We start from the raw sequence: 19,499 nt of genomic DNA, 5'->3' as shown, positions 1-19,499 counted from the left end.
GAGCCAAGGAGGCATCGACTACCAGGCGGTGTTTCTGGCGCTTCCGGGGATGGTGGCGCTGCTGACGCCGGATCTGGTGTACGCGGACGCGAACGAGGACTTCGTGGGCAACTCCGGCCGCAGCCGGGAGGAGCTGATCGGCCGCTACCTGTTCGATGTGTTCCCCGACAACCCGAACGACCGCACGGCCACCGGGGTGCGGAACCTGGAGGCGTCGCTGCGCCGGGTGCTCGCGACCGGGGAGCGGGACACGATGGCCCTGCAGCGGTACGACGTGCAGTCGTCGCAGCGCCCCGGTGAGTGGGAGGAGCGTTACTGGAGCCCGATCAACGCGCCGATTCTGGACGCCGAGGGCCACGTCGTCCTGCTGGTGCACCGGGTGGAGGACGTCACCGAGCTCATCCACGCCCGCGGCCGGGCGGCAGCCGGCGGCCGGTCGCAGGTGATGGAGGCGGAGCTGTACACCCGCTCCCGGGAACTGCAGGACGTCAACGAGCGGCTGCGGCTGGCCCACGCCCGCGAGCGGGAGATCGCGCTCGCGCTGCAGGAGGCGATGCTGCCGGTCCCGCACCTGGCCGACCACCACCAGGCCGCGGTGCGCTACCGGCCTGCCGTCGGCGCGCTGAACGTGTGCGGGGACTGGTACGACCTGGTCGAGCTGCCGGGTGACCGCATGGCGGTGGCGGTCGGCGACGTGGTCGGGCACGGACTGGCCGCCGCGTGCGTGATGGGACAGCTGCGCAGCGCGCTCAGCGCCGCCTCCCGGGTGGCGGCCGGACCGGCCCAGGCCCTGGACGTGCTCGGTCTGTACGCCCGCGCGGTCGACGGCGCCGAGTCCACCACGGCCGCGTCCGTCCACATCGACTGGACCAGCCACACCCTGGCCTACAGCAGCGCCGGGCACCTCCCGCCCGCCCTGGCGCGCGCGGACGGAACCGTGGTCTTCCTCGACCAGGCCACCGACCCGCCGCTCGGCGCCCGTCCCGAGCACGTGCCCCGCCCCCAGGCCGGCCATGCCTTCACCAGCGGGGACACGCTCGTCCTCTACACCGACGGACTGATCGAACGCCGCCACGAGGACATCGGGACCGGCCTCGACCGCCTCGCCCGCTCCCTCGCGGCGCACCGCACCCTGCCACCGGACCACATCGCCGACGCACTCCTGCTCGATCTCCTCCCCACCCCGGGGGCCACCGACGACACGGCCCTGGTCGTCCTGCGTCTGTGACAGTCAGGCGGGCAACGGCCTGATCGGCTGTCAATCCTGGAGGGAAACAAGGCCGTCGGCCGCATACGTCGGAGCGAGCAGTTGGGCGGAGGTCTTGTGATTTCCGCGCCTGGAAGCGCCGGCCATCGCGGCCGACGCCGTGTCCGCGTCCGTGGCCGGTGGGATGACCAGGAGCAGGAAGTGGTCCTGGAAGCCGCGGGTGAGGCTGATGGTCCAGTCGCAGCCGGGGAACCAGCTGATCCGGATCAGGCGGCCGTTCACGGTGACCGCGCGGGGGACCCCGTCCCAGGCCACGCTGTCGAGTCCGACCCGTAGAACGCTGCCCAGGTGGGCGGTCAGCGCGGTGACCAGGTCGGGCAGCTCGGCCTGGACATGGCGTGAGCGCGGCCACCAGGCGCCGTCGAACATTCCGGTTCGCGACAACGTCGCTTCCAGCAGCAGCCGGGGCAGGAGCGGAGTGCCGAGCGCGTCCACGCGCAAAGGCGGGGGGTAGGAGGAAAGGTTCATCGGCGCCATGTGAGGTCGCCCGTCCGGTCCGCGAGCGGACCTGTCATGACCCAGGGCGGCACCAGCGCGGGTGTTGGTGGGAATGCGCTTCCTCGGTTCCCTCCACCGTACTCCGGCGGCGGGTCGCCGCCGCGGTTGTTCCCCGGCGGAGTAGGCTCGAAGCGTCCAGGGCACCCCGTATCCGGTACACGTCCGGTATCGTCCTGGGCTCACAACACCGCCGGGCCGTCCAAGGCCGCCCGGAGACAGGCGCAGGTGCCATCGTGGCCAGCCAACCTCTCGCCCCCCCGGGCCCCCGCCTGACCGTGGCCGACGCCATGGAACCGTACGAGCACCAGATCGCCGACGACACCACCATCGACCAGGCCAACGACCTCTTCGACGACAACCCCGGCATTCCCTACCTGCTCGTGCGCGACGCCGCCGGACGCTGCGAGGGCCTGGTCACCAGGTCAGCGCTGCTCGTCTTCCTGGCCCGTTCGTGGTACACCCAGCACACCTTCATCCGCGACGTCACCCACCAGCGCGGCCCCTTCGCCCGACCGGCCATGAAACTCGAGTTCGCCGCAGAGGCCATGCGGCTCAAGCGCCTGCGGGCGTGGCCCGTCGTCGACTACGACGGCCTTCTCCTGGGTGTCCTGACCACGCGTCGGGTCAATGCCCTGTCACCCGTCCTGCAGCCGTCCTGAGGGCGGCACGACCGCCCCGTCGCTCGAGGCGCCCCAGCATGATGCGCTCTTCTGACCGGGCACGCTCGCGCCGGACATGGTCCGGACTTGCTCCCGCTACTCGGCGGGCGCGGCTACAGGCGTCGGCATCACGGCGGTCCACAGGGGGCTGGCCTGGCCGCGGTTGCGGGCGCTGAGCTCCTCGAAGTACCAGTCTTGGCCGAGGAGTTGCTTCACGCGCGGGATCGCCTCGCCGTCCGGGCCCGAGTAGTAGTGGACCTTCTTGCGGTCGCCGTCGGTGACCATGCGGAACATGACCTCGGCCGTTCCGGCGGGGTCCGAGCGGACGAGGTTGAGCGAGGCGAAGGCCGCCCAGCCGGCGTCGTAGTCGGCGGGCACGTCCTCGGCGCGGTCGACCTTGCTGAAGATCTTCGTCTCGTGGCTGCCGGGGTGCAAGGCCTTCACGATCACGCCGAACTCCGCGAGCTCGGCGTGCAGGCCCTCCGTGAGGGACGCGACGGCGGCCTTGGACGCCTGGTAGACGGAGGTGTAGGGGTAGCCGCCGTCGGCGCTGATCGAGCTGACGTTGACGATCACGCCGGACCGCTGCTTGCGGAAGAGCGGGATGAACGCCTTGTTCAGCGCGATCAGCCCGAAGACGTTGGTCTGGAACTGGCGGTGCACCTGGTCCATCGTCGATGCCTCCAGGGGTCCACCTTGGAAGTAGCCGGCGTTGTTGATCAGGGCGTCCACGTTGCCGAACTGGGACAGGGCGAGGTCAGCGAACGCAAGGTCGGCCTGCTCGTCGTCGACGTCCAGCAGGAGCGTCTTGACGTTGTCCAGGCCGGAGTGGACGTCGAGGTCCGCCTTCTTGCGCACGGTGGCGACGATGTTCCATCCGGCGTCGGCGAAACGTCGTACGGCGAGATGACCGAAGCCGCTGCTGGTGCCGGTGATGACGACCGTCTTGGCTGGCATGGCGTGCCTGCTTTCACTTGCACTGGGAGCTGAGGGGGTCGCGCCAGGGGCGCACTCCTAGTGAAACGCTGTTTCGTTAATAGTGCAACCCGGTTGCGCTAGCATGATCGGGTGAACCAGCCGAAGTTCGAGCGCGCCCGCAGCCCCGAGGCCAAGCTGATCCGTGAGACCGCGATCCTCCAGGCGGCCGAGCGCCTGGCCACCGAGCACGGTGTCCGCGCGGTGACCCTCACCGACATCGCCTCGGCCGTGGGCATGCACAAGTCGGCGATGCTGCGGTACTTCGAGACCCGGGAGGAGATCTTCCTGCGGTTGGCGGCGGACGGATGGCGGGAATGGTCGCAGGACGTCCGCGACCGCCTTTGCCCGCCGGCGGGCAAAGGCGCTGCTGACACGGAGACCGGACCCGCCGCGGTCGCCGACGTCCTGGCGCGGACGCTCACGGCCCGGCCGCTGTTCTGCGATTTGCTCGCCCACACCCCGCTCAACCTCGAACGCGGAGTTTCCCTCGACGCCGTCCGCATCTTCAAGACCCTCGCCCTCACCGAGGCCGCAGCCGTCGGCTCGGCGCTGTGCGCGGTCCTCCCGCTCACCCCCGCTCAGGCCGGCAATGCCGTCGCGACCGCCACCGGCATGGCCGGCGCGCTGTGGCAGATGGCCGCACCCGGCACCGAACTGCGCCGCTTCTACGAGGACACCCCCGAACTCGCCCACGCTGTCGTCGACGTCGCACCGCGCCTCGCCGACATCCTCACCGCCGTCCTTCGCGGCTACTCCACCGGGAACGCGGCCTGACCAACGTGGGGGCCGTCGGCGGCCTTCCCTCATGGGGTCTTTGTGGTCGCGGGCTGTCAGCGGACTGCTCCGGCGTGGGTCATCAGGGCGAGCGTGCTGTGGGGAGCCTGGCCGTCGATCATGAGTGAGTACATTCCGTCGTCTGCTTCGACGGCCACGGCGCGGGCGAACAAGTCCTGCCCGAAGGCGGTCAGTGCGGCCTCCATGTCGTCGGGGTAGGCGGCGAGGGCCCGGCCGAGTTGGGCGGCGTCCTGCATGGCCAGATTCGCCCCTTCGCCGTTGGGCGCCCTGGGATGGGCGGCGTCGCCGACCAGGGTCCCGATCCGGCAGCGCTTGATGCGAGCTGAGTCTCATGATTGGAGTCAACTTGCTAGGCTTGGTCCATGGACACCAGTGAACCGACGACCCCGCAGGCCTCGACGGGCCGTGTGAACCAGAAGCTGCGCACGCGCCGGGCGATCGTGCAGGCCGCGGTGGAGTTGATGCGCAGCGGGCGCGAGGTGGCGATGCCCGAGGTGGCCAAGGCCGCGTTGGTGTCCGAGGCGACGGCCTACCGGCACTTCCCGGACCTGGTGAGCCTGCTCCAGGAGGCCATGGCGGGGCAGATGCCGTCCCCGGCCGAGGCGCTCGCGTCGGTCGCGGATTCCCGCGACCCGGTGGAACGCGTCGCGGTCGCGACCGAGCACCTGCTGCGGACGGTGCTGACCTACCAGGGGGCGACGCGCGCGATGATCGCGGGCACGATCACCCGCCCCGAGTCGGCCGGCGCTCGGCCGGCCATGCGCTTCGGGCTGATCGACCTCGCCCTCGCCCCGCTGGACGACACCCTCGCGGCCACCGACCCGGCCGCGCTGCGGCAGCTCAAGAACGACCTCGCCGTCGTCGTCAGCGCCGAGGCGCTGTTCGCCCTGACCGACCTGGCGCACCTGGACCCCGAGCAGGCCGTCGCCAGTGTCGTCCGGACTGCGAGCACCTTGACCCGGGCCGCCTTGGACGCCGCCGCGTCGCGCTGATGAGGCGTCATGCCGCTGCGCCGTCAGGGATGCCTGCTTGCCGCACAGGGCCTGGGCGCCAGCATGCTCAACCCGGTGGTCCGCTCACTGGAGCGTGCAGATCGCGGCCGACGGCGGGCAGGGCCACGTTCACGGCTGTGGTGGGGCGTGGGCGTCGTCACGCCGGCTCACTGCCGGGCTTGACCTGGGTGTCGACGAAGTCGCCGATCGCGGCGAAGACGGCGGCGGGCTGCTCGATGTGGGGGAAGTGGCCGGCCTCGGCGACGGGGCGGAAGGTGGCGTGCGGGAAGGAGTCGGCCAGGGTGCGCTCGTACGCCAGCGGCGCGATGCCGTCCTGTTCGCCGGCGAGTACGAGGACCGGGACGGTGACCCGGTGCAGGCGGCCCTGGAGCTTGGGGTCGTAGCAGAACGGGTCGCCCGCGTACACGGCCAGAGTGCGCTGGTTGGCGGCCATCGCGGCGAGCTGTTCGGGGCCGAGAGCGGCCGGGTCCAGGCGGAACTGCGGGTTGTGGAAGGCGAGTTCGCTGGTCTTCACCGGGCCGAGGTCGGCCGGGTCGGCGATCCGCGCCGGCGGTTCGGGGGCGATGCCGGTCGAGGCCAGCAGCGTCAGGCAGGAGATCCGGGCGGCGTTGTCGCGCAGCGCCATCTCCGCGGCAATCCAGCCGCCCACCGAGCTGCCGGCCACCATGACGCTGCGTAGGTCGAGCGCGTCGAGCAGGTCGAGGTAGGCGGTGGCCAGGTCGGCGACGGTGTCGGTGGTCTCGGGCCGGGGCGTGCCGTCGAACCCGGGGTGGGTCGGCACGACGACGTAGGCGTGCTGCGACAGGCCGGCTGCGAAGCCGGTCATCGACCGCGGTCCGGCGCCGCCGTGCAGTACGAGCACGCCCGTGCCCGCGGCGTTGGCGCCGAACTCCTGCATGGTGACGGCGAGGCCGCCCGGCAGGTCGATGGTGCGGGTCGTGGAGGTGGAAGCGGGGACGGTCATGGTGTGTGGCCTTTCGGGGGGAAGGCGGGAGGCGTCCTGGTAGCGCTGCGGGTTCTTGTCGCTGCGGGTGGTCAGGCGAAGTCGGTGGCCGGTTCGGTGGCGTAGCGGCTCATGACCTCGACGGTGGACTCGGGGGTGAGCGGGCGGCCGCCGGCGATCATGTCGCGCAGGTCCCGGAAGTAGTCGACGTACAGATCCGGCGTGAAGGTGTTCAACAAGACGGTGGTTTCGTCAGTGGGGTTGGCGAAGGTGTGCGGGGCGCCGGGCGGGATCATGACCAGCGTTCCGGCGGGCGCGTCGTAGACGGTCTCGCCGACGGTGAACCGAGCTGCGCCGGACACGACGTAGAAGCCCTCGTCGTGGCGGGCGTGGCGGTGCTGCGGCGGTCCTTCGGTGTGCGGGGCGAGCGTGATCTCGCCGACGCCCAGGCGGTGCCCGGTGGTGCTGCCGTCCTCCAGGATCCGCATCACGGTCGGACCGAGTTGGATCGACTCGCCGGCCTCGGGGCCGACCACGGAGACGTCTGCCATCTGAACCTCCAGGGAAGAGAGCTTGCCAACGTTGTGAGAGTTGGCTCTCATGAGAGTATGCGCTGCTCTATGCGATTCATGCAAGTGCACTCTCATGATGAGATATGACTATCTTCGGTGCGGCCGGCGTAGAGGTGCTCGGCCAGGGCGTCGCGGTAGAACGGGCGGCTGAGCTCAGGCGCGGGTGGGAGGCGGAGTTCGGCACCACCGCCCCGCTGCCGGCGGTCAGCCCGGCCACGAGGGGCGACTTCCGGGTCAGGAGCCGCGCGGTCCGGGTGGACGACGTGGCGGTCACCGACCTGCGCGGCGCGTCTGTCATCCGGACCGAGGGCCCGCTGGGCGGGCCGGAGGACGTGGTGCGGCTGTACGTCGTCAAGCGTGGCGCCTGGACATTGGGGGGCGGGCACGACGGTACCGAGCGCACCGTGTCGGCCGGTCAGTTCCTGCTGAAGCACATCGGAAGGCCGCAGCACTTCGCAACCGTCGCCGACACGACGGCGAAGGTCCTGGTGCTGCCGGCGCCCATGCTCACACCGCTGTTGGGGAACCGCGCCGTCACGGGCGCGGCGGGTACGGCGGAAGTGCGCCTGCTGACAGCGCACACGAACATGCTCTACCAGACGATGCACGACCTGGGCCCGGCCGGTGCGCAGGCCGCGCACAGCACCCTGATCGAGCTGGCCCGGGCGGCCAGGGAGCTCGCCGACGGCCGCCTGACTGACCCGGGGTTGTCCGCAGCGGTACTGGCACGGGATTTGAACGTGTCCGTCCGCACCCTGCAGCGGGCGTTCGCCGCGACCGGCGAGTCAGTGATCTCCTACATCCGCCGGCGGCGGCTGGAAGAAGCCAGGCTCGCGCTCGCCGCGCCGTCCCGCCGACTCAGCATCTCGGAACTCGCAGCGCACTGGCAGTTCTCGGACAGCAGCCACTTCATCCGCACCTTCAAGAAGCACTACGGCAGCACACCGAGTGAGTACGCCCGATCCCAGAAGCCGACCGGCGCCCTGATGCGCCGCGCCTCCGCGCACAGCGGTCGGCACGCGCAGCAGCGTGCCGACCGCAGGCGCCTTGGTGGGGCGTGAGGCGTCCTCAGAAAGCCGACAGGCCGTTCGGCGTCCCGAGACCGGTCGGACCGTCGTACCCCGGTACGGCGGTACAGAGGTAGTCCCCGGCACAGGATCCGTCGGACCCTCCCACCACGTCGTTCAGGCCGGCGGCGGCCGACGGCGCGTAGAACGCTGAGGCGTTGGGGAACTTCGCCGGGTTTCCGGCCTGCGCGACCACCCCGGCGAGGAACGGGGAGGAGGCGCTGGTTCCGCCGACGACGGTCCAGCCGCCCGACGGGCCGACATCGGTGGTCGCATACACCGCGGGACCGGTGTACGGGTCGGCGTCGGCCGACACGTCGGCGGTCATGCGTCCCGGACAGTCCTGGTCGGTCTGCCACGCCGGCTTGTCGATCCAGGCCGAGCAACCGGCACCCGCCCCGTACCACGCCGTCTCGCTCCAGCCGCGCGCGCTGGAGTCCTTGGTCAGCGAGGTACCGCCCACGGCGATCACGGAGCTGTAGGCGGCCGGCACGATCGGGATGCCGTAGCCGCTGTCGCCGGAGGAGGCGAAGATCGCCACTCCGGGGTGGGCGTAGTCCCGGGCGTCGGCCTGGATGCCGTTGCCCTCGGTGGCGCCGTAGCTGTTGGACACCTCGGTCGCCCCGAGCCGCACCGCGGTGTCGACGGAGGCGGCCAGGTTCTGCGAGTAGGCGTCGTCGGACTCCACCAGCAGGATGTGGCACTGCGGGCAGGCCGCGGACACCATGTCCACGTCCAGGGCGATCTCGATGCCCCAGCCCTGGTCCTTCGGCAGCGGAGCGGAGGCGCCCGTCTGGTTCACCTTCCTGAAGCAGCCGTTGGCCGTGGTGCAGGCCGGCAGGCCGTAGGTGGAGCGGTAGACGGCGAGGTCAGCCTCGGCGGTCGCGTCGTCGCCGGCGTCGACGATCGCCACGGTCTGGTTCGCGCCGCCGGTACTCGGCAGCTTGTAGGCGGCCTGCAGGTCGGCCGGGCCGAAGCCGGCCGGAAGCGCCGCCGCATGCCCGGTGACGGCCGCGGCCGCCTTGCCGCGCACGCCCAGGCCCTCGTGCACGTCCGTGCGGACCTCGGCCAGACAGCGGTCGTACCCGGCCTTCGCCGTACCGCACACGTCACGCACGGTGGGGGAGGTGGTGTGCGCGGACGCGGCCGGTCCGGCGTACGCCGTGGTGGACAGGGCCGCCGTCGAGACGGTCGCCGTCAGGGCCGCCACGCCCACTGCGGCCGCCCCGAGGCGGAATCGGGATCCGGATATCAGCCTCATGATGACGTCCCGTCAGCCGATGGTGTAGGCGTTGGTGATGGTCTGGGTGATGGAGCCGCCGATCGAATCGGTCGCGGTGACCCGCAGGGACGGCATGCTGCCCTTGGCCCCGGTGTCGGGCCAGATGGCCAGGTAGTGGTCCCGGCCGGTCGGGACAGTGGCCGCCGAGGTCCAGGTGGCGCCCCCGTCGAAGGAGACCTCGACCTTCGCCGACGTGGCCGCGGCCTGCGAACCCTGGCCGTCGTAGCTCTCGTGACCCACCGTCAGGCTCAGGACCGACACGGCGTGGCCGGTGTTGCTCCCGTCGGTGTTCAGCCGGTAGTTCAGGTTCAGCATGGGGAGGATCCGACACGACGCGGGATCGCTGAACCCCTCGTAGCAGGAGTCGCCCGGGGGCAGCGTCAAGTGCGGGTCGTCGGCGGGGTTGTAGACGAACGTCAGGTCCGTGTGGGTCTTCGTGGCCTGTGACACCGAGCTGATCCCGCTCGCGTCGACGTCGAACACCGCGCGGTAGGTGTCGACGTGCTGTGGGACGTCGGACAACCACGCGCCCACGCCTGGCTGCTGGGCGATCTGTTGGCCGTCCCGGTAGACCGTGAAGTTCTCGACGGTCGGGTTGGGGTACCCGAAGGGGACTTCGTAGTAGCCGGACGTCTCGGGTTCACTGTCGGTGAAGTCGCCGTTGAAGCCGATGCCCATCGACGTTCCGGCCACGCAGGCGAAACAGAGGTTGGGGCCGTTGAACCGGCCGACCTGCGGGGCCAACGGCCCGTGCCCCCAGGTGCGCCACACCTGTTGCCCGCCGGTGAAGCTCGGCAGGTCGCCCGGCTGCAGGCCCGCGAACCCCTCGTCCGGTGCCTTGCCCAGCTCCGCGTAGTAGCTCTGGAGCCACGCGAATCCGGTGGGCAGCGGTGCGGTGACGTAGTCGGTGAGGCTCATGGGCACCGTCACCGGGTAGGTGCCGACCAGGCCGCCCAACTGCTGGCTGCGCACGCCGATCTGGTACAGGCCGGTGTGGGCGGTGTTGGCCGCGTCGGTGTCGAAGGTGTAGTGGAGCGAGGCCAACCCGCTCGCCGACACCGGGTAGGTCTCGTTCGCGGGAACACCGTCGGTCTGCGGGAGCAGGACGTCGTAGCGGTACGGCGAGCGGGTACCCGCCGGGCTCACCCCGTCCCACATCGCCTGCGAGCTCAGCTTCCCGATCGTCGGCGCGCCCTGCGGGGAGACGAAGACGTTGCCTGACGCGACGGCCTGGACCGGAATCGCGTTGCCGACGGCGTCGGTCCGGGTCACGTCCAACGTCACGTTGTCCGACGTCGCGGGCCGCGGCGTGGCCGCGGTGACCTGGGCGGTGGCGGCGCGTTCGTCGGCGGTGACCACGGAGACGCCGGTGGTGTGCGGCACCGCCAGGTTGTCCTGCAGCACCAGACGCAGGCCCGTGGGATTGCCACTCGCGTCGTACTCGGCGAACCCGGTGTAGATGGCGTAGTTCCCCACCGGCACGGCCACGCGGGCCACCCCGCCGATGTCCGGGATCACCGCGGCGAACTTGCCGGCGGAGTCGACGTTCATCACAAAGCTCAGGGCGTTCTGTGCCGGCCCCGAGGCCAGGTCCTTCGCGTTGATCTGGACGATGTGCAGCGGATAGCCGGACGACGCCTGCCGCGCCAGCGTCGTGGCGAGCGGGGCTGCGGAATGCGACAGTTGCGGCACGTCGTACTGCGCGGTGTCGAGTGACGCGACGTCGGACAACGCGGAGGCCGGGATGACGTAGCTGTGCCCGTTGCCCGGATCGAACTTCAGGAACGGCACGGTCCTGCCGTCGCGCCCGACCACGTTGTACGTCCGGTGTCCACTCGCCCCCTGATACACGACGCGGTCACCGCCCGGGAGTGGTACTCCGGGCGGCGGCGAGGGGCTCGCCGACGGCGTCGCGTAGGCCGACGCGCTGCCGGCCACGGGAGCCAGCACGAATCCGGCCGCGCAGGCCAGCGCGAGGCAGGCCTTGCCGCCGCCACGTGTTCGGAGTCGTCGGGTCGACGTTGACGGTAGTGCTCTCACCAGCAGGACCTCCTGAGAATGTGTGAACCGCGCAGGGATTGCCGAAGCGTTCCTGTTCGTCGGCAGAACACCTGTGGTTCGCCCGCTGTCAGGCTATGAACGCGCTCTTGCCGCCGACCATGACGATTCGGATGATGGTTTCCGGCGGAATGCCAGGCAGTTTCCGTGGTCGGACCGATCGCCTGGGGCGCGCCACGAGCGGAGGGACGACGATGACGCCGGAGCTTCTGGGCGGTGACCTTCGCGCCCTCCGCCGGAGCAAGGGCCTGTCCATCGAGGAGTTGGCGACGCGCGCGGGGGTGAGCGTGCGCGCGATCAGTGAGATCGAGCGCGGCCGGACCCGACGACCGCATCCCAGCACGATGCGTCGCATCTCCGGGGTCCTGGGCGTCCTGCAGTTGACGCAGGCTCAGGGCACCCCAGCCGCCGGTGCGGCGTCCGGCCCCGGCGACGACGGTTCAGCGGCAGCGTACGCCACTGACGCGCGATGTCAGTTGCCCGCCGCGACACGGCTGTTCGCCGGCCGCTCGCGGGAGACGGCCGCGTTGACCGCGGCGGCCACCGCGTCGGAGTCCGTCGGCTGGCTGGTGATCGCCGCGGTGGACGGGATGGCCGGGATCGGCAAGAGCGCGCTGGCGATCCACGCGGCGCACCAACTGAAGGACCGCTACGGCGACGGCCAGCTCTTCGTGGATCTGCATGCCCACTCGGCCGGGCGGGAGCCGATGTCGGCGGCCGATGCCCTGGAGACGCTGCTGCGGTCCTTGGAGGTGCCCGCGCGGGCGATCCCGCCGGGGGTGGAGGCGCGGGCCGCCCTGTACCGGTCCCGGCTGGCCGGCACCCGCACCCTGGTCCTGCTCGACAATGCCCTCGACGCCGCCCAGATCCGACCGCTGTTGCCGGGTGAAGCCGGCTGCCTGGTCCTGATCACCTCCCGGACCCGCCTGACCGGGTTGGACGACGCGCACACGCTGACCCTGGACGTGCTCGACACCCATCAGGCCACGACGTTGCTGCGTCAGGTCGCCGGGCCGCACCGGGCTGCCGACGACGAGACGGACGCCCTCGCCGAACTGGCGGAGCTGTGCGGCCGGCTCCCGTTGGCGCTGCGGATCGCCGGAGCGCGACTGCGCCACCGTCCGGCCCTGCGCGTGGCGGACCTGGTCGCCCAACTGCGGGACGCGACCGACCGCCTGGTCCACCTGCGCGACACCGAGCGCGACGTGACCGCGGTCTTCGCCACCTCCTACGCCCGGCTGCCCGAGGCAGAGCGGCGCCTGTTCCGCCTGCTCGGTCTGCTCCCCGGCGACGACATCGACGCCTGCGCCGCAGCCAATCTGGCCGATCTGGGCGACCTGCGCACGGCCGAGGAGCTGCTGGAGTCCCTGCTCGACCACAACCTGCTGCTGCAGCACCAGGCCGGACGCTACCGCCTGCACGACCTCGTCCGCGCCTACGCCCGCACGCTGGCCGGACAGGAGGCACCCGGCGCGGCGGGCCCCGCCACTGCCCGGCTGCTGGACTACTACCAGCACACCGCCCGGTGCGCGCAGGCTCTGGTGACCTCGACGCCACGGCTCCCGGTCGAGGGTCCCGCGCCGAGGGTCGCTCCCACGTTGGCGGACCGCACCGCGGCCTGGGCCTGGCTGCGCACCGAACGAGCCAACCTGCTGGCCGCGTTCGGCCGCGCCGCTACCGACGACCCGCTCCGGGCCGTGCGGCTCGCGGGCGCGACAGCCTCCCTGCTGGCGACCGACGGCCCGTGGGACGAGGCGATCACCGTGCACACCACCGCCGCCGGCCTGGCCGAGGGACTGCGCCTGCCTGCCGTCCTGGGCACCACGCTGACCGACCTCGCCTATGTGCGAGCCCTGACGGGAGACTTCACCGGCGCCGCCGCCGACCTGGACGTCGCACTGGACCACTGCGAACGGGCGGGCGCGCACCTCGGGCACGCCAACGCGTTGACGCTACTCGCGCAGATCAGCGCGTTCACCGGCGAGCGCGCGCTGGCAGAGCGGCACCTTCACCACGCGATCGTGCGGTACGCGCGACTGGACGAGCGCCTCGGACTGGCCAACGCCCACACCCAGCGAGGAACGGTGTACCGGCTCAACGGCGACTACCCGGCCGCCGAGCGCGACCTCCACGCCGCCCTCGCCGGCTACGAGGCGCTCGGCCACCAGGAGGGGCAGGCCACCGCCCTGTCGAACCTCGGCGTGGTCCACGAGACCACCGGCGACTACCCCACCGCCACCCGCTACCAGCAACAAGCCCTGCACCTGCACCGCCAGGCCGGCAACCGGATCGGCCAGGCCAGGGCATTCCTGGGGCTCGGCCAGGCCTACGCCCACGCCGGCGACCACTTCGCCGCCATCGACGCGGCACGGCAGGCGCTCGAACTCTTCCGCGAGCTGGCCGACCCCAACGGCCAAGGCAACGCGCTGGGCAACCTCGGCTACTTCAAGCGCCTCGCCGGTGACCCCGAGGACGGGCTCCCGGATCTCCAGGACGCCCTCGACATCTTCCGCCGCATCGGCGCCCGGGGGAACGAGGCCTGGGCCCTGGACCTCTACGCCGGGACCGTCGCCGCGACCGGCGACCACGCCCGCGCCCTGCGGCTCTACCGCGACGTCCTGGACCTGGCCCGCCGGACCCACATGACCGCCGTCGAAGCCGCCGCCCACGCGGGTATCGGCGAGTGCTACCGGCAACTCGGACGTGTCGAGGACAGTGGCGGACACCTCGACCAGGCCCTCGACATGTTCCGGAACCTCGGCCTGAAGACCGAGGCCGCGCGTGTCCGAGCGAGCCTGGACGCCAGCTCGTAGGCCGACCGACGCGACGCGGTCAGTCGGCTCCGGCGACCGTGAAGGCCGACGTCACGAAGACATGGTGGGGCCAGTCGACGCCGATGAAGTGCACCTCGTACTCGCCGTTACCGAGCTGGACGACCCGGTCCACGACGCCGCCCGGGTAGGCCGCCAGGGCCGCCTCGGTCGCCTTGTCCGCGCTCGTTCCGCCGACGATCGTGCCCGAGCCCTCCGTGTAGTTGGCGGGGACCTGGCCGACCTGCTTGGACACGCTCGGCGCTCCGCTCTGGAACGGGACGACCTGGGACGCCGTCGAGCTTGTCGACCCGCTGCCGGGTGGCTGCACGATCACCTGCGAGGCGGTGACGGCGGTGCTGTTCACCGTGCCGAGGACCAGGACGGGCGCGCCTGCCGTTACCGCCGACGAGGACGCGGACGCGCTGCCTTCTGCGTAACTCGTCGTGGGCGTCTCGGTGACGGTCGCCGTCTCGCCGGTCGCCGTCGTCACGGTGAAGCCGGAGCCCGACACGGCCGAGACCGTGCCGGTCGTTCCTCCCTCGGCCGGGCCGGAGCGCGCGTTGGAGCCGGAGGCTCCCTGCGCCGAGGCGGGCACCGCCGCGGCGCCGCCGACCAGGAGGGTTGCCGCCGCGATCACCGCGGCCACGACGACACCCTTCTTCCTCCTGCTCCCGGGCCATTCGTCGCCGGGCCGAGGGTGTGCTGCCGGTTCGTTGCTGTTCATGACCGCGTCCTCCCGCTGCGTTGGGGTGGCGAGCTGCCTGGAACCCAGACTTCCGCGCGGCCATGAGGCGGCTCTGGACGTTCCCTGAGAAGCCCGTAAACCCCGTGAGGCTAGCGGAGGCGACCGGCCCAGGAGAGGGCGCCGAGCAGGTGGGCGCGGAAGGCGGGGTCCTGGTAGGCGTCGCCGGTGTGGCCGAGGGCGGTGACCAGGCAGCGGCCCGCGTCCAGCGTGTGGCACCAGACCAGCGGGTGGTCCGCGCCCATCCGGCCACCGTGGTAGCCGAGTTCGTCGACGCTCGCGAGGACGCGGACGCCGGGTCGTGGGTTCGCGGTGAAGTCGTACCACTCGTCGGTCCACGTCCACCGCGCGGGCAGGTGGGCGGTGGCGGGGTGGGCGTGGTCCTCCACCGTCACGGTGGCGGGCTGGAGTTCGGGGTGCCCGTCGAAGCGGACGCCGCCCAGGAGTTCGGCGTAGAAGGGCCAGCCGGGTTCCGTTCCGGCGGCGGAGTGCAGGGCCAGGAAGCCTCCGCCGCCACGCACCTGACGCTCCAGCGCCCGGCGGGCGTCGTCGTCCAGGACGTCGCCGCTGGTGGAGGCGAACACGGCGACCGCGCAGCCGCCGTTCTCCAGCGCGCGGGTGAGGACCACGGGGTCCTCGGTGTGCAGGACGGTGAGACCGTTCGCCGCGCCCAGCTCCTCGAACGCGGCGACGGCCGCCGGGATGGAGTCGTGGCGGTAGCCGGTGGTGCGGGTGAAGACGGCGATCACCGGAGGGCTAGTGGTCACGGGACGTCCCTTCGGAGGGGTGTCAGCTCCGGCTCGCCGGCCGGGATCGGCCGCAGGGCCAACGCGGCGGCGCCGACCAGGCCGGCGCGGGTGCCCAGCGCGGCGGGCAGGATCTGGATGCCGCGGGTGAAGGGCAGCGCCGCGTAGGTGCGCAGGTGGCGGCGGAGGGGGTCGAGGAGCAGCTCGCCCGCGCGCAGGACGCCGCCGCCGAGGATCGCCGCCTCCAGCTCCACCAGGGTCGCTGTCGCGGCGATGCCCGCGGCCAGCGCCCGGCCCGCGCGGTCGAAGGCGGCGAGTGCCACCGGGTCGCCCGCGCGGGCGGAGGCCGCGACCGCCGCGGCCGACGTGTCGTCACCCTCCGGGCGCCAGCCGTGGCCGGAGGCCCACGCCGCGATGGCGGTGCCGCTCGCCACGCGCTCCAGGCAGCCGCGCGAGCCGCAGGGGCAGGGGTCGCCGTCGAGGTCGACGGTGATGTGGCCCAGATGTCCGGCGTTGCCGGTCGCTCCCGCGTGGACCTCACCGTGCAGGACCAGCCCCGCGCCGACGCCCGTGGAGACCACCAGGCACAGCGCGTGGGAGAAGCCACGGGCGGCGCCCGCCCAGTGCTCCGCGGCGGTCATGGCGACCGCGTCCCCGCCCAGCACCACCCGGAGCCGCCCGACGGCCACGGCCGGGTGCGCGGCCATCCGGGCGACGAGCGGATAGTCGCGCCAGGCGGGGATGTTCACCGGGCTGACCGTGCCCGCCACCGTGTCCACCGGTCCGGCGCTGCCGACGCCGACCCGGTCCACCGCGCGCCAACCCTCGTGCGCGACGAGGAGGTCGAGCACGGCGCGGACCGCGCCGAGGACCTGCGCGGCCTCCGCCTTGGCCGGGGTCGGGACCTGGACCTCGTGCAACAGCGTCCCCGCCCGGTCCACCAGCCCGCCCGCGATCTTCGTGCCGCCGATGTCCAGGGCCGCGACCAGCGCGTCACTTCTCATGCCCGGATGTCCCGTCACGCTTCACGCCATCCGGGGCAGGTCGGTCCGGCGCACCTCGTGGCGGAGTGGCACCCCGGCCGCCAGGCGCTCCGCCTCCTCGACCACCGAACGGCCCAGCAGCTCCAGCTCGTTGCCGAGCGAGCCGGCGATGTGCGGGGTGAGCACGACGTTGGGCAGGCCGTGCAGCGGCGACCAGCGCGGGAGCGGCTCCGGCTCGGTGACGTCCAGGACCGCGTTGATGCGGCCGGAGACGAGCTCTGCCTCCAGCGCGTCCGGCGCGACCAGCGCGCCGCGTGAGGTGTTGACCAACGTCGCGCCGTCGGGGATCAGCGCCAGCTTGCGGCGGTCCAGCAGCCGGTAGGTCTGCGGGTTGTCGGGTGCGTGCAGGGTGACGACGTCGCTGCCGCGCAGCAGGTCGTCGAGGGGGAGCAGGGTCACGCCGAGCCGGGCGGCCTCCGCCTCGTCGACGTACGGGTCGCTGAGGGAGACCACGAAGTGGAAGGGCCGCAGCAGGTCGAGCAGGGCGCGGCCGACCCGGGAGGCGCCGATGACGCCGACCCGTCGCCGGTAGTTGCCCACCTCGGCGCCCGCGCCGGGCCGCTGTCGGCCCTCCTGGGCGGAGGTGCGGCTGAGGCGGAACGCGTCCTTGCCCGCGAGCAGGATCGCGGCCAGCGTGTACTCGGCCACGGGCCGGGCGTTGGCCTCGGCGGCGGTGGAGACGACGACACCCCGCTCCCAGCAGGCGTCACTGACCAACTCCCTTACTGTGCCCGCTGAGTGGAGCACGACGCGCAGGCGCGGAGCGGCTGCCACGGCCCGCTCGTCCAGCGGCGGGCACCCCCACCCGGTGACCAGTACCTCGACCTCGGCGAGGGCGGCGCGCTGCGCGTCGGTCGCGAGGCCGGAGATCACACGGGGCGCTCCGGGCTCGCCCAGGTCGAGCAGGGAGGCGAGCCGATCCATGAGAACGGGCGGGAACAGTCGACTGACGTTGACGGGATCCATGGCGAACGCCGCCGTGGGTCGATCGGCCACGGTGATCCTCCTGGATCTCGGGCGCTGACAGGGGAGGGGAGCGGGGCCGCGGCCTGAGCGGCCACCGGACAGTAAATCCATCGACTGGGCTAAGTCAATGGCCCGTCAGGGCATCGATGCGGCGCCCACCATGGCGGCAGCCGAGTTCTGTGCATCAGAGTTCATCCAACGTATTGACAAACTCGGACGCTGATTCGTAGGTTCGCCGGGCAAGCGACTACCACCCAACTCCGGGCGCCTCGGCGCGCGGTGCCGAGGGGAGCGTGCCACCACCTTGACCTCTGACAACGCCACCCGGCGGGCCCTGGTCGTCCGCGGCGGCTGGGACGGACACCAGCCCGTGGCGATCAGCGACAGCTTCGTCCCCTTCCTGAAGGAGCACGGGTTCGCCGTCGAGACCTCGGAGAGCCTCGCCGTCTACGAGGACGCGGAGCGCCTGGCCGCCACCGACCTGATCGTGCAGTGCTGGACCATGGGCACGATCACCCGCGAGCAGTGCGACAACCTCGCCGCGGCCGTGCGCGGCGGCAGCGGACTGGCCGGCTGGCACGGCGGCATCGTCGACTCGTTCCTCGACCACGGCTACCACCTGCTGACCGGCGGCCGGTTCGTGATGCACCCGCCCGGGTTCCACGACCACACCGTGCACCTGCTGCCCGAGCACGCGGAGCACCCTGTCCTCGCCGGGCTCACGGACTTCCAGGTGCACACCGAGCAGTACTGGATGCTCACCGACCCGCACATCGAGGTGCTGGCCACCACCACCTTCCCGCCCGACGAGCTGCGCGACCGGCCCGCGGTCACGCCGGCGGTCTGGACCCGCACCTGGGGCGCCGGGCGGGTCTTCGTATCGACCATCGGGCACAAGCCCGACGACTTCGACGTGCCGGAGGTCCGCACGTTGACCGAGAGGGGACTGCTGTGGGCGAGCCGCTGAGGATCGGCATCGTGGGCGCGGGCAAGATCAGCGGCGCGTATCTCGACACGCTGGCCCGCCTGACGTCGGTCCGGCCCACCGCCGCGACCGACCTGGACCGTGAGCGTGCCGAGGCCCTCGCCCGGGACGCGTCGACCGGGGCGGGGGGCAACGGGGTCGCGGTCGTCGGGTCCGTCGCCGAGCTGGTCGCCCGGGACGACGTGGACGCCGTGCTCAACCTGACCATCCCCGCCGCGCACGCCGAGGTGGCCCTGGCCGCGCTCGGCGCGGGCAAGCACGTCTACGGCGAGAAGCCGCTCGCCGTCGACCGCAAGGAGGCCGAGGCCGTCCTTGCGGCGGCCCGCGCCGCCGGACGGCGGGTCGCCTGCGCGCCCGACACCGTCCTCGGCACCGGGACCCAGACCGCCCGCAGGGCCGTCGACGACGGCCTGATCGGTAGGCCCGTCTCCGCCACCGCGTTCATGACCGGCTCCGGGCACGAGAAGTGGCACCCGGACCCGGAGTTCTACTACCGTCCCGGCGGCGGCCCGCTGCTCGACATGGGCCCCTACTACCTCTCCGCGCTGGTCCATCTGCTGGGTCCCGTGGTCAAGGTGACGGGGGCCTCCTCGCGTCCGAGGTCCGAGCGGACCATCGGCAGCGGCCCCCGCGCCGGGCAGAGCTTCCCGGTGGAGGTGGACACGCACATCACCGGCATCCTGGAGCACGCCGACGGCGCGCTGAGCACCCTGGTGATGAGCTTCGACGTCAAGGCCGCGCGCCTGCCGCGGATCGAGGTCCACGGCACCGAGGCCTCGCTGTCGGTGCCCGACCCCAACAACTTCGACGGGCCCGTCGAGATCAACCGCGGCGACGGCTGGCAGGCCCTGGAGCCGAGCGCCGGCTACCGGGATGCCGGGCGCGGCACGGGCCTCGCCGACCTCGCCGAGGCACTGGCGGCGGGGCGACCGCACCGTGCCTCGGCCGAACTCGCCGCCCACGTCCTGGACGTCATGCTCACCCTGACGGAGTCCGCCGGACAGGGCCGCGCCCTCCCGGTCGTCAGCACCTGTGAGCGCCCTGCCCCGGTGGCCTGAGCAAGCGCACACCG

At 72.1% G+C, this 19,499-nt stretch carries 18 protein-coding genes and 1 pseudogene; 8 read left to right on the top strand and 11 right to left on the bottom strand.

What is annotated here, in order from left to right; all coding sequences use genetic code 11:
• Positions 1-49 precede the first annotated feature (49 nt).
• A complete protein-coding gene (locus DN069_RS11445) occupies positions 50-1,228 on the top strand; it encodes a PP2C family protein-serine/threonine phosphatase (protein WP_424556277.1) in 1,179 nt (392 codons plus the stop codon).
• Positions 1,229-1,258: 30 nt separating this feature from the next.
• On the opposite strand, the gene DN069_RS11440 is transcribed toward DN069_RS11445, so the two are convergent.
• A complete protein-coding gene (locus DN069_RS11440; RefSeq protein WP_133259893.1) occupies positions 1,259-1,735 on the bottom strand; it encodes a DUF5994 family protein in 477 nt (158 codons plus the stop codon).
• A 263-nt stretch (positions 1,736-1,998) separates the two neighbouring features.
• On the opposite strand from DN069_RS11440, the gene DN069_RS11435 reads away from it, so the two are divergent.
• The gene (locus DN069_RS11435) at positions 1,999-2,424 is read left to right on the top strand and encodes a CBS domain-containing protein (RefSeq protein ID WP_111500806.1); all 426 of its coding nucleotides are present in this window, start codon (positions 1,999-2,001) and stop codon (positions 2,422-2,424) included.
• A gap of 96 nt (positions 2,425-2,520) precedes the next feature.
• Here the strand turns inward: DN069_RS11435 and DN069_RS11430 are convergent, their stop codons facing one another.
• Positions 2,521-3,381: an SDR family oxidoreductase gene (locus tag DN069_RS11430; RefSeq protein ID WP_111500805.1), complete on the bottom strand. Its 861-nt coding sequence runs from the start codon at positions 3,379-3,381 to the stop codon at positions 2,521-2,523.
• A gap of 111 nt (positions 3,382-3,492) precedes the next feature.
• Between DN069_RS11430 and DN069_RS11425 the strand changes: the two genes are divergently transcribed.
• Positions 3,493-4,176, top strand: a complete 684-nt coding sequence (locus tag DN069_RS11425) for a TetR/AcrR family transcriptional regulator (protein ID WP_111500804.1) — start codon at positions 3,493-3,495, stop codon at positions 4,174-4,176.
• Positions 4,177-4,232: 56 nt separating this feature from the next.
• Here the strand turns inward: DN069_RS11425 and DN069_RS11420 are convergent.
• Positions 4,233-4,493, bottom strand: a pseudogene (locus DN069_RS11420) (FAD-dependent monooxygenase); the annotation flags it as partial.
• Between the two features lie 66 nt (positions 4,494-4,559).
• Between DN069_RS11420 and DN069_RS11415 the strand changes: the two are divergent.
• Positions 4,560-5,189 (top strand): TetR/AcrR family transcriptional regulator, encoded by a 630-nt coding sequence (locus DN069_RS11415; RefSeq protein WP_111500802.1) that lies wholly within the window; start codon positions 4,560-4,562, stop codon positions 5,187-5,189.
• Positions 5,190-5,346: 157 nt separating this feature from the next.
• Here DN069_RS11415 and DN069_RS11410 read toward each other — a convergent pair whose 3' ends face one another.
• Positions 5,347-6,174 (bottom strand): alpha/beta fold hydrolase, encoded by an 828-nt coding sequence (locus tag DN069_RS11410; protein ID WP_111500801.1) that lies wholly within the window; start codon positions 6,172-6,174, stop codon positions 5,347-5,349.
• 71 nt (positions 6,175-6,245) lie between these two features.
• Positions 6,246-6,704: a cupin domain-containing protein gene (locus DN069_RS11405; RefSeq protein ID WP_111500800.1), complete on the bottom strand. Its 459-nt coding sequence runs from the start codon at positions 6,702-6,704 to the stop codon at positions 6,246-6,248.
• Between the two features lie 104 nt (positions 6,705-6,808).
• Between DN069_RS11405 and DN069_RS11400 the strand changes: the two genes are divergently transcribed.
• Positions 6,809-7,786 carry a helix-turn-helix domain-containing protein gene (locus DN069_RS11400; protein ID WP_111500799.1) on the top strand — a complete coding sequence of 326 codons (978 nt, stop codon included), beginning with the start codon at positions 6,809-6,811 and terminating at the stop codon, positions 7,784-7,786.
• Positions 7,787-7,793: 7 nt separating this feature from the next.
• Here the strand turns inward: DN069_RS11400 and DN069_RS11395 are convergent, their stop codons facing one another.
• Both DN069_RS11395 and DN069_RS11390 read right to left on the bottom strand, forming a co-directional pair.
• The gene (locus DN069_RS11395) at positions 7,794-9,053 is read right to left on the bottom strand and encodes a S53 family peptidase (RefSeq protein ID WP_111500798.1); all 1,260 of its coding nucleotides are present in this window, start codon (positions 9,051-9,053) and stop codon (positions 7,794-7,796) included.
• A 12-nt stretch (positions 9,054-9,065) separates the two neighbouring features.
• Positions 9,066-10,865, bottom strand: coding sequence for a hypothetical protein (locus DN069_RS11390; RefSeq protein WP_133259892.1), 1,800 nt, complete (start codon positions 10,863-10,865; stop codon positions 9,066-9,068).
• Between the two features lie 461 nt (positions 10,866-11,326).
• Here DN069_RS11390 and DN069_RS11385 point away from each other — a divergent pair, with 461 nt between their 5' ends.
• Positions 11,327-13,945 (top strand): ATP-binding protein, encoded by a 2,619-nt coding sequence (locus DN069_RS11385; protein ID WP_165845468.1) that lies wholly within the window; start codon positions 11,327-11,329, stop codon positions 13,943-13,945.
• Between the two features lie 19 nt (positions 13,946-13,964).
• Here DN069_RS11385 and DN069_RS11380 read toward each other — a convergent pair whose 3' ends face one another.
• From DN069_RS11380 to DN069_RS11365, 4 genes are all read right to left on the bottom strand, one after another.
• Positions 13,965-14,669, bottom strand: a complete 705-nt coding sequence (locus DN069_RS11380) for a hypothetical protein (protein ID WP_133259891.1) — start codon at positions 14,667-14,669, stop codon at positions 13,965-13,967.
• A 110-nt stretch (positions 14,670-14,779) separates the two neighbouring features.
• A complete protein-coding gene (locus DN069_RS11375) occupies positions 14,780-15,454 on the bottom strand; it encodes a ThuA domain-containing protein (RefSeq protein ID WP_111500794.1) in 675 nt (224 codons plus the stop codon).
• Positions 15,451-16,437: an ROK family protein gene (locus DN069_RS11370; RefSeq protein WP_111500793.1), complete on the bottom strand. Its 987-nt coding sequence runs from the start codon at positions 16,435-16,437 to the stop codon at positions 15,451-15,453. Before DN069_RS11370 ends, DN069_RS11375 begins: the two co-directional genes overlap by 4 nt.
• A 21-nt stretch (positions 16,438-16,458) precedes the next feature.
• Entirely contained in the window at positions 16,459-17,478 is a 1,020-nt protein-coding gene (locus DN069_RS11365; protein ID WP_424556275.1) for a hydroxyacid dehydrogenase, read from the bottom strand.
• Between the two features lie 268 nt (positions 17,479-17,746).
• On the opposite strand from DN069_RS11365, the gene DN069_RS11360 reads away from it, so the two are divergent.
• Positions 17,747-18,409: a ThuA domain-containing protein gene (locus tag DN069_RS11360; RefSeq protein WP_111500791.1), complete on the top strand. Its 663-nt coding sequence runs from the start codon at positions 17,747-17,749 to the stop codon at positions 18,407-18,409.
• Positions 18,394-19,485: a Gfo/Idh/MocA family protein gene (locus DN069_RS11355; RefSeq protein WP_111500790.1), complete on the top strand. Its 1,092-nt coding sequence runs from the start codon at positions 18,394-18,396 to the stop codon at positions 19,483-19,485. Before DN069_RS11360 ends, DN069_RS11355 begins: the two co-directional genes overlap by 16 nt.
• Positions 19,486-19,499 lie beyond the last annotated feature (14 nt).

The sequence above is a fragment of the Streptacidiphilus pinicola genome, from assembly GCF_003258295.1.
Taxonomy (GTDB): domain Bacteria; phylum Actinomycetota; class Actinomycetes; order Streptomycetales; family Streptomycetaceae; genus Streptacidiphilus; species Streptacidiphilus pinicola.
This window is presented reverse-complemented; position numbering and strand designations above follow the sequence as displayed.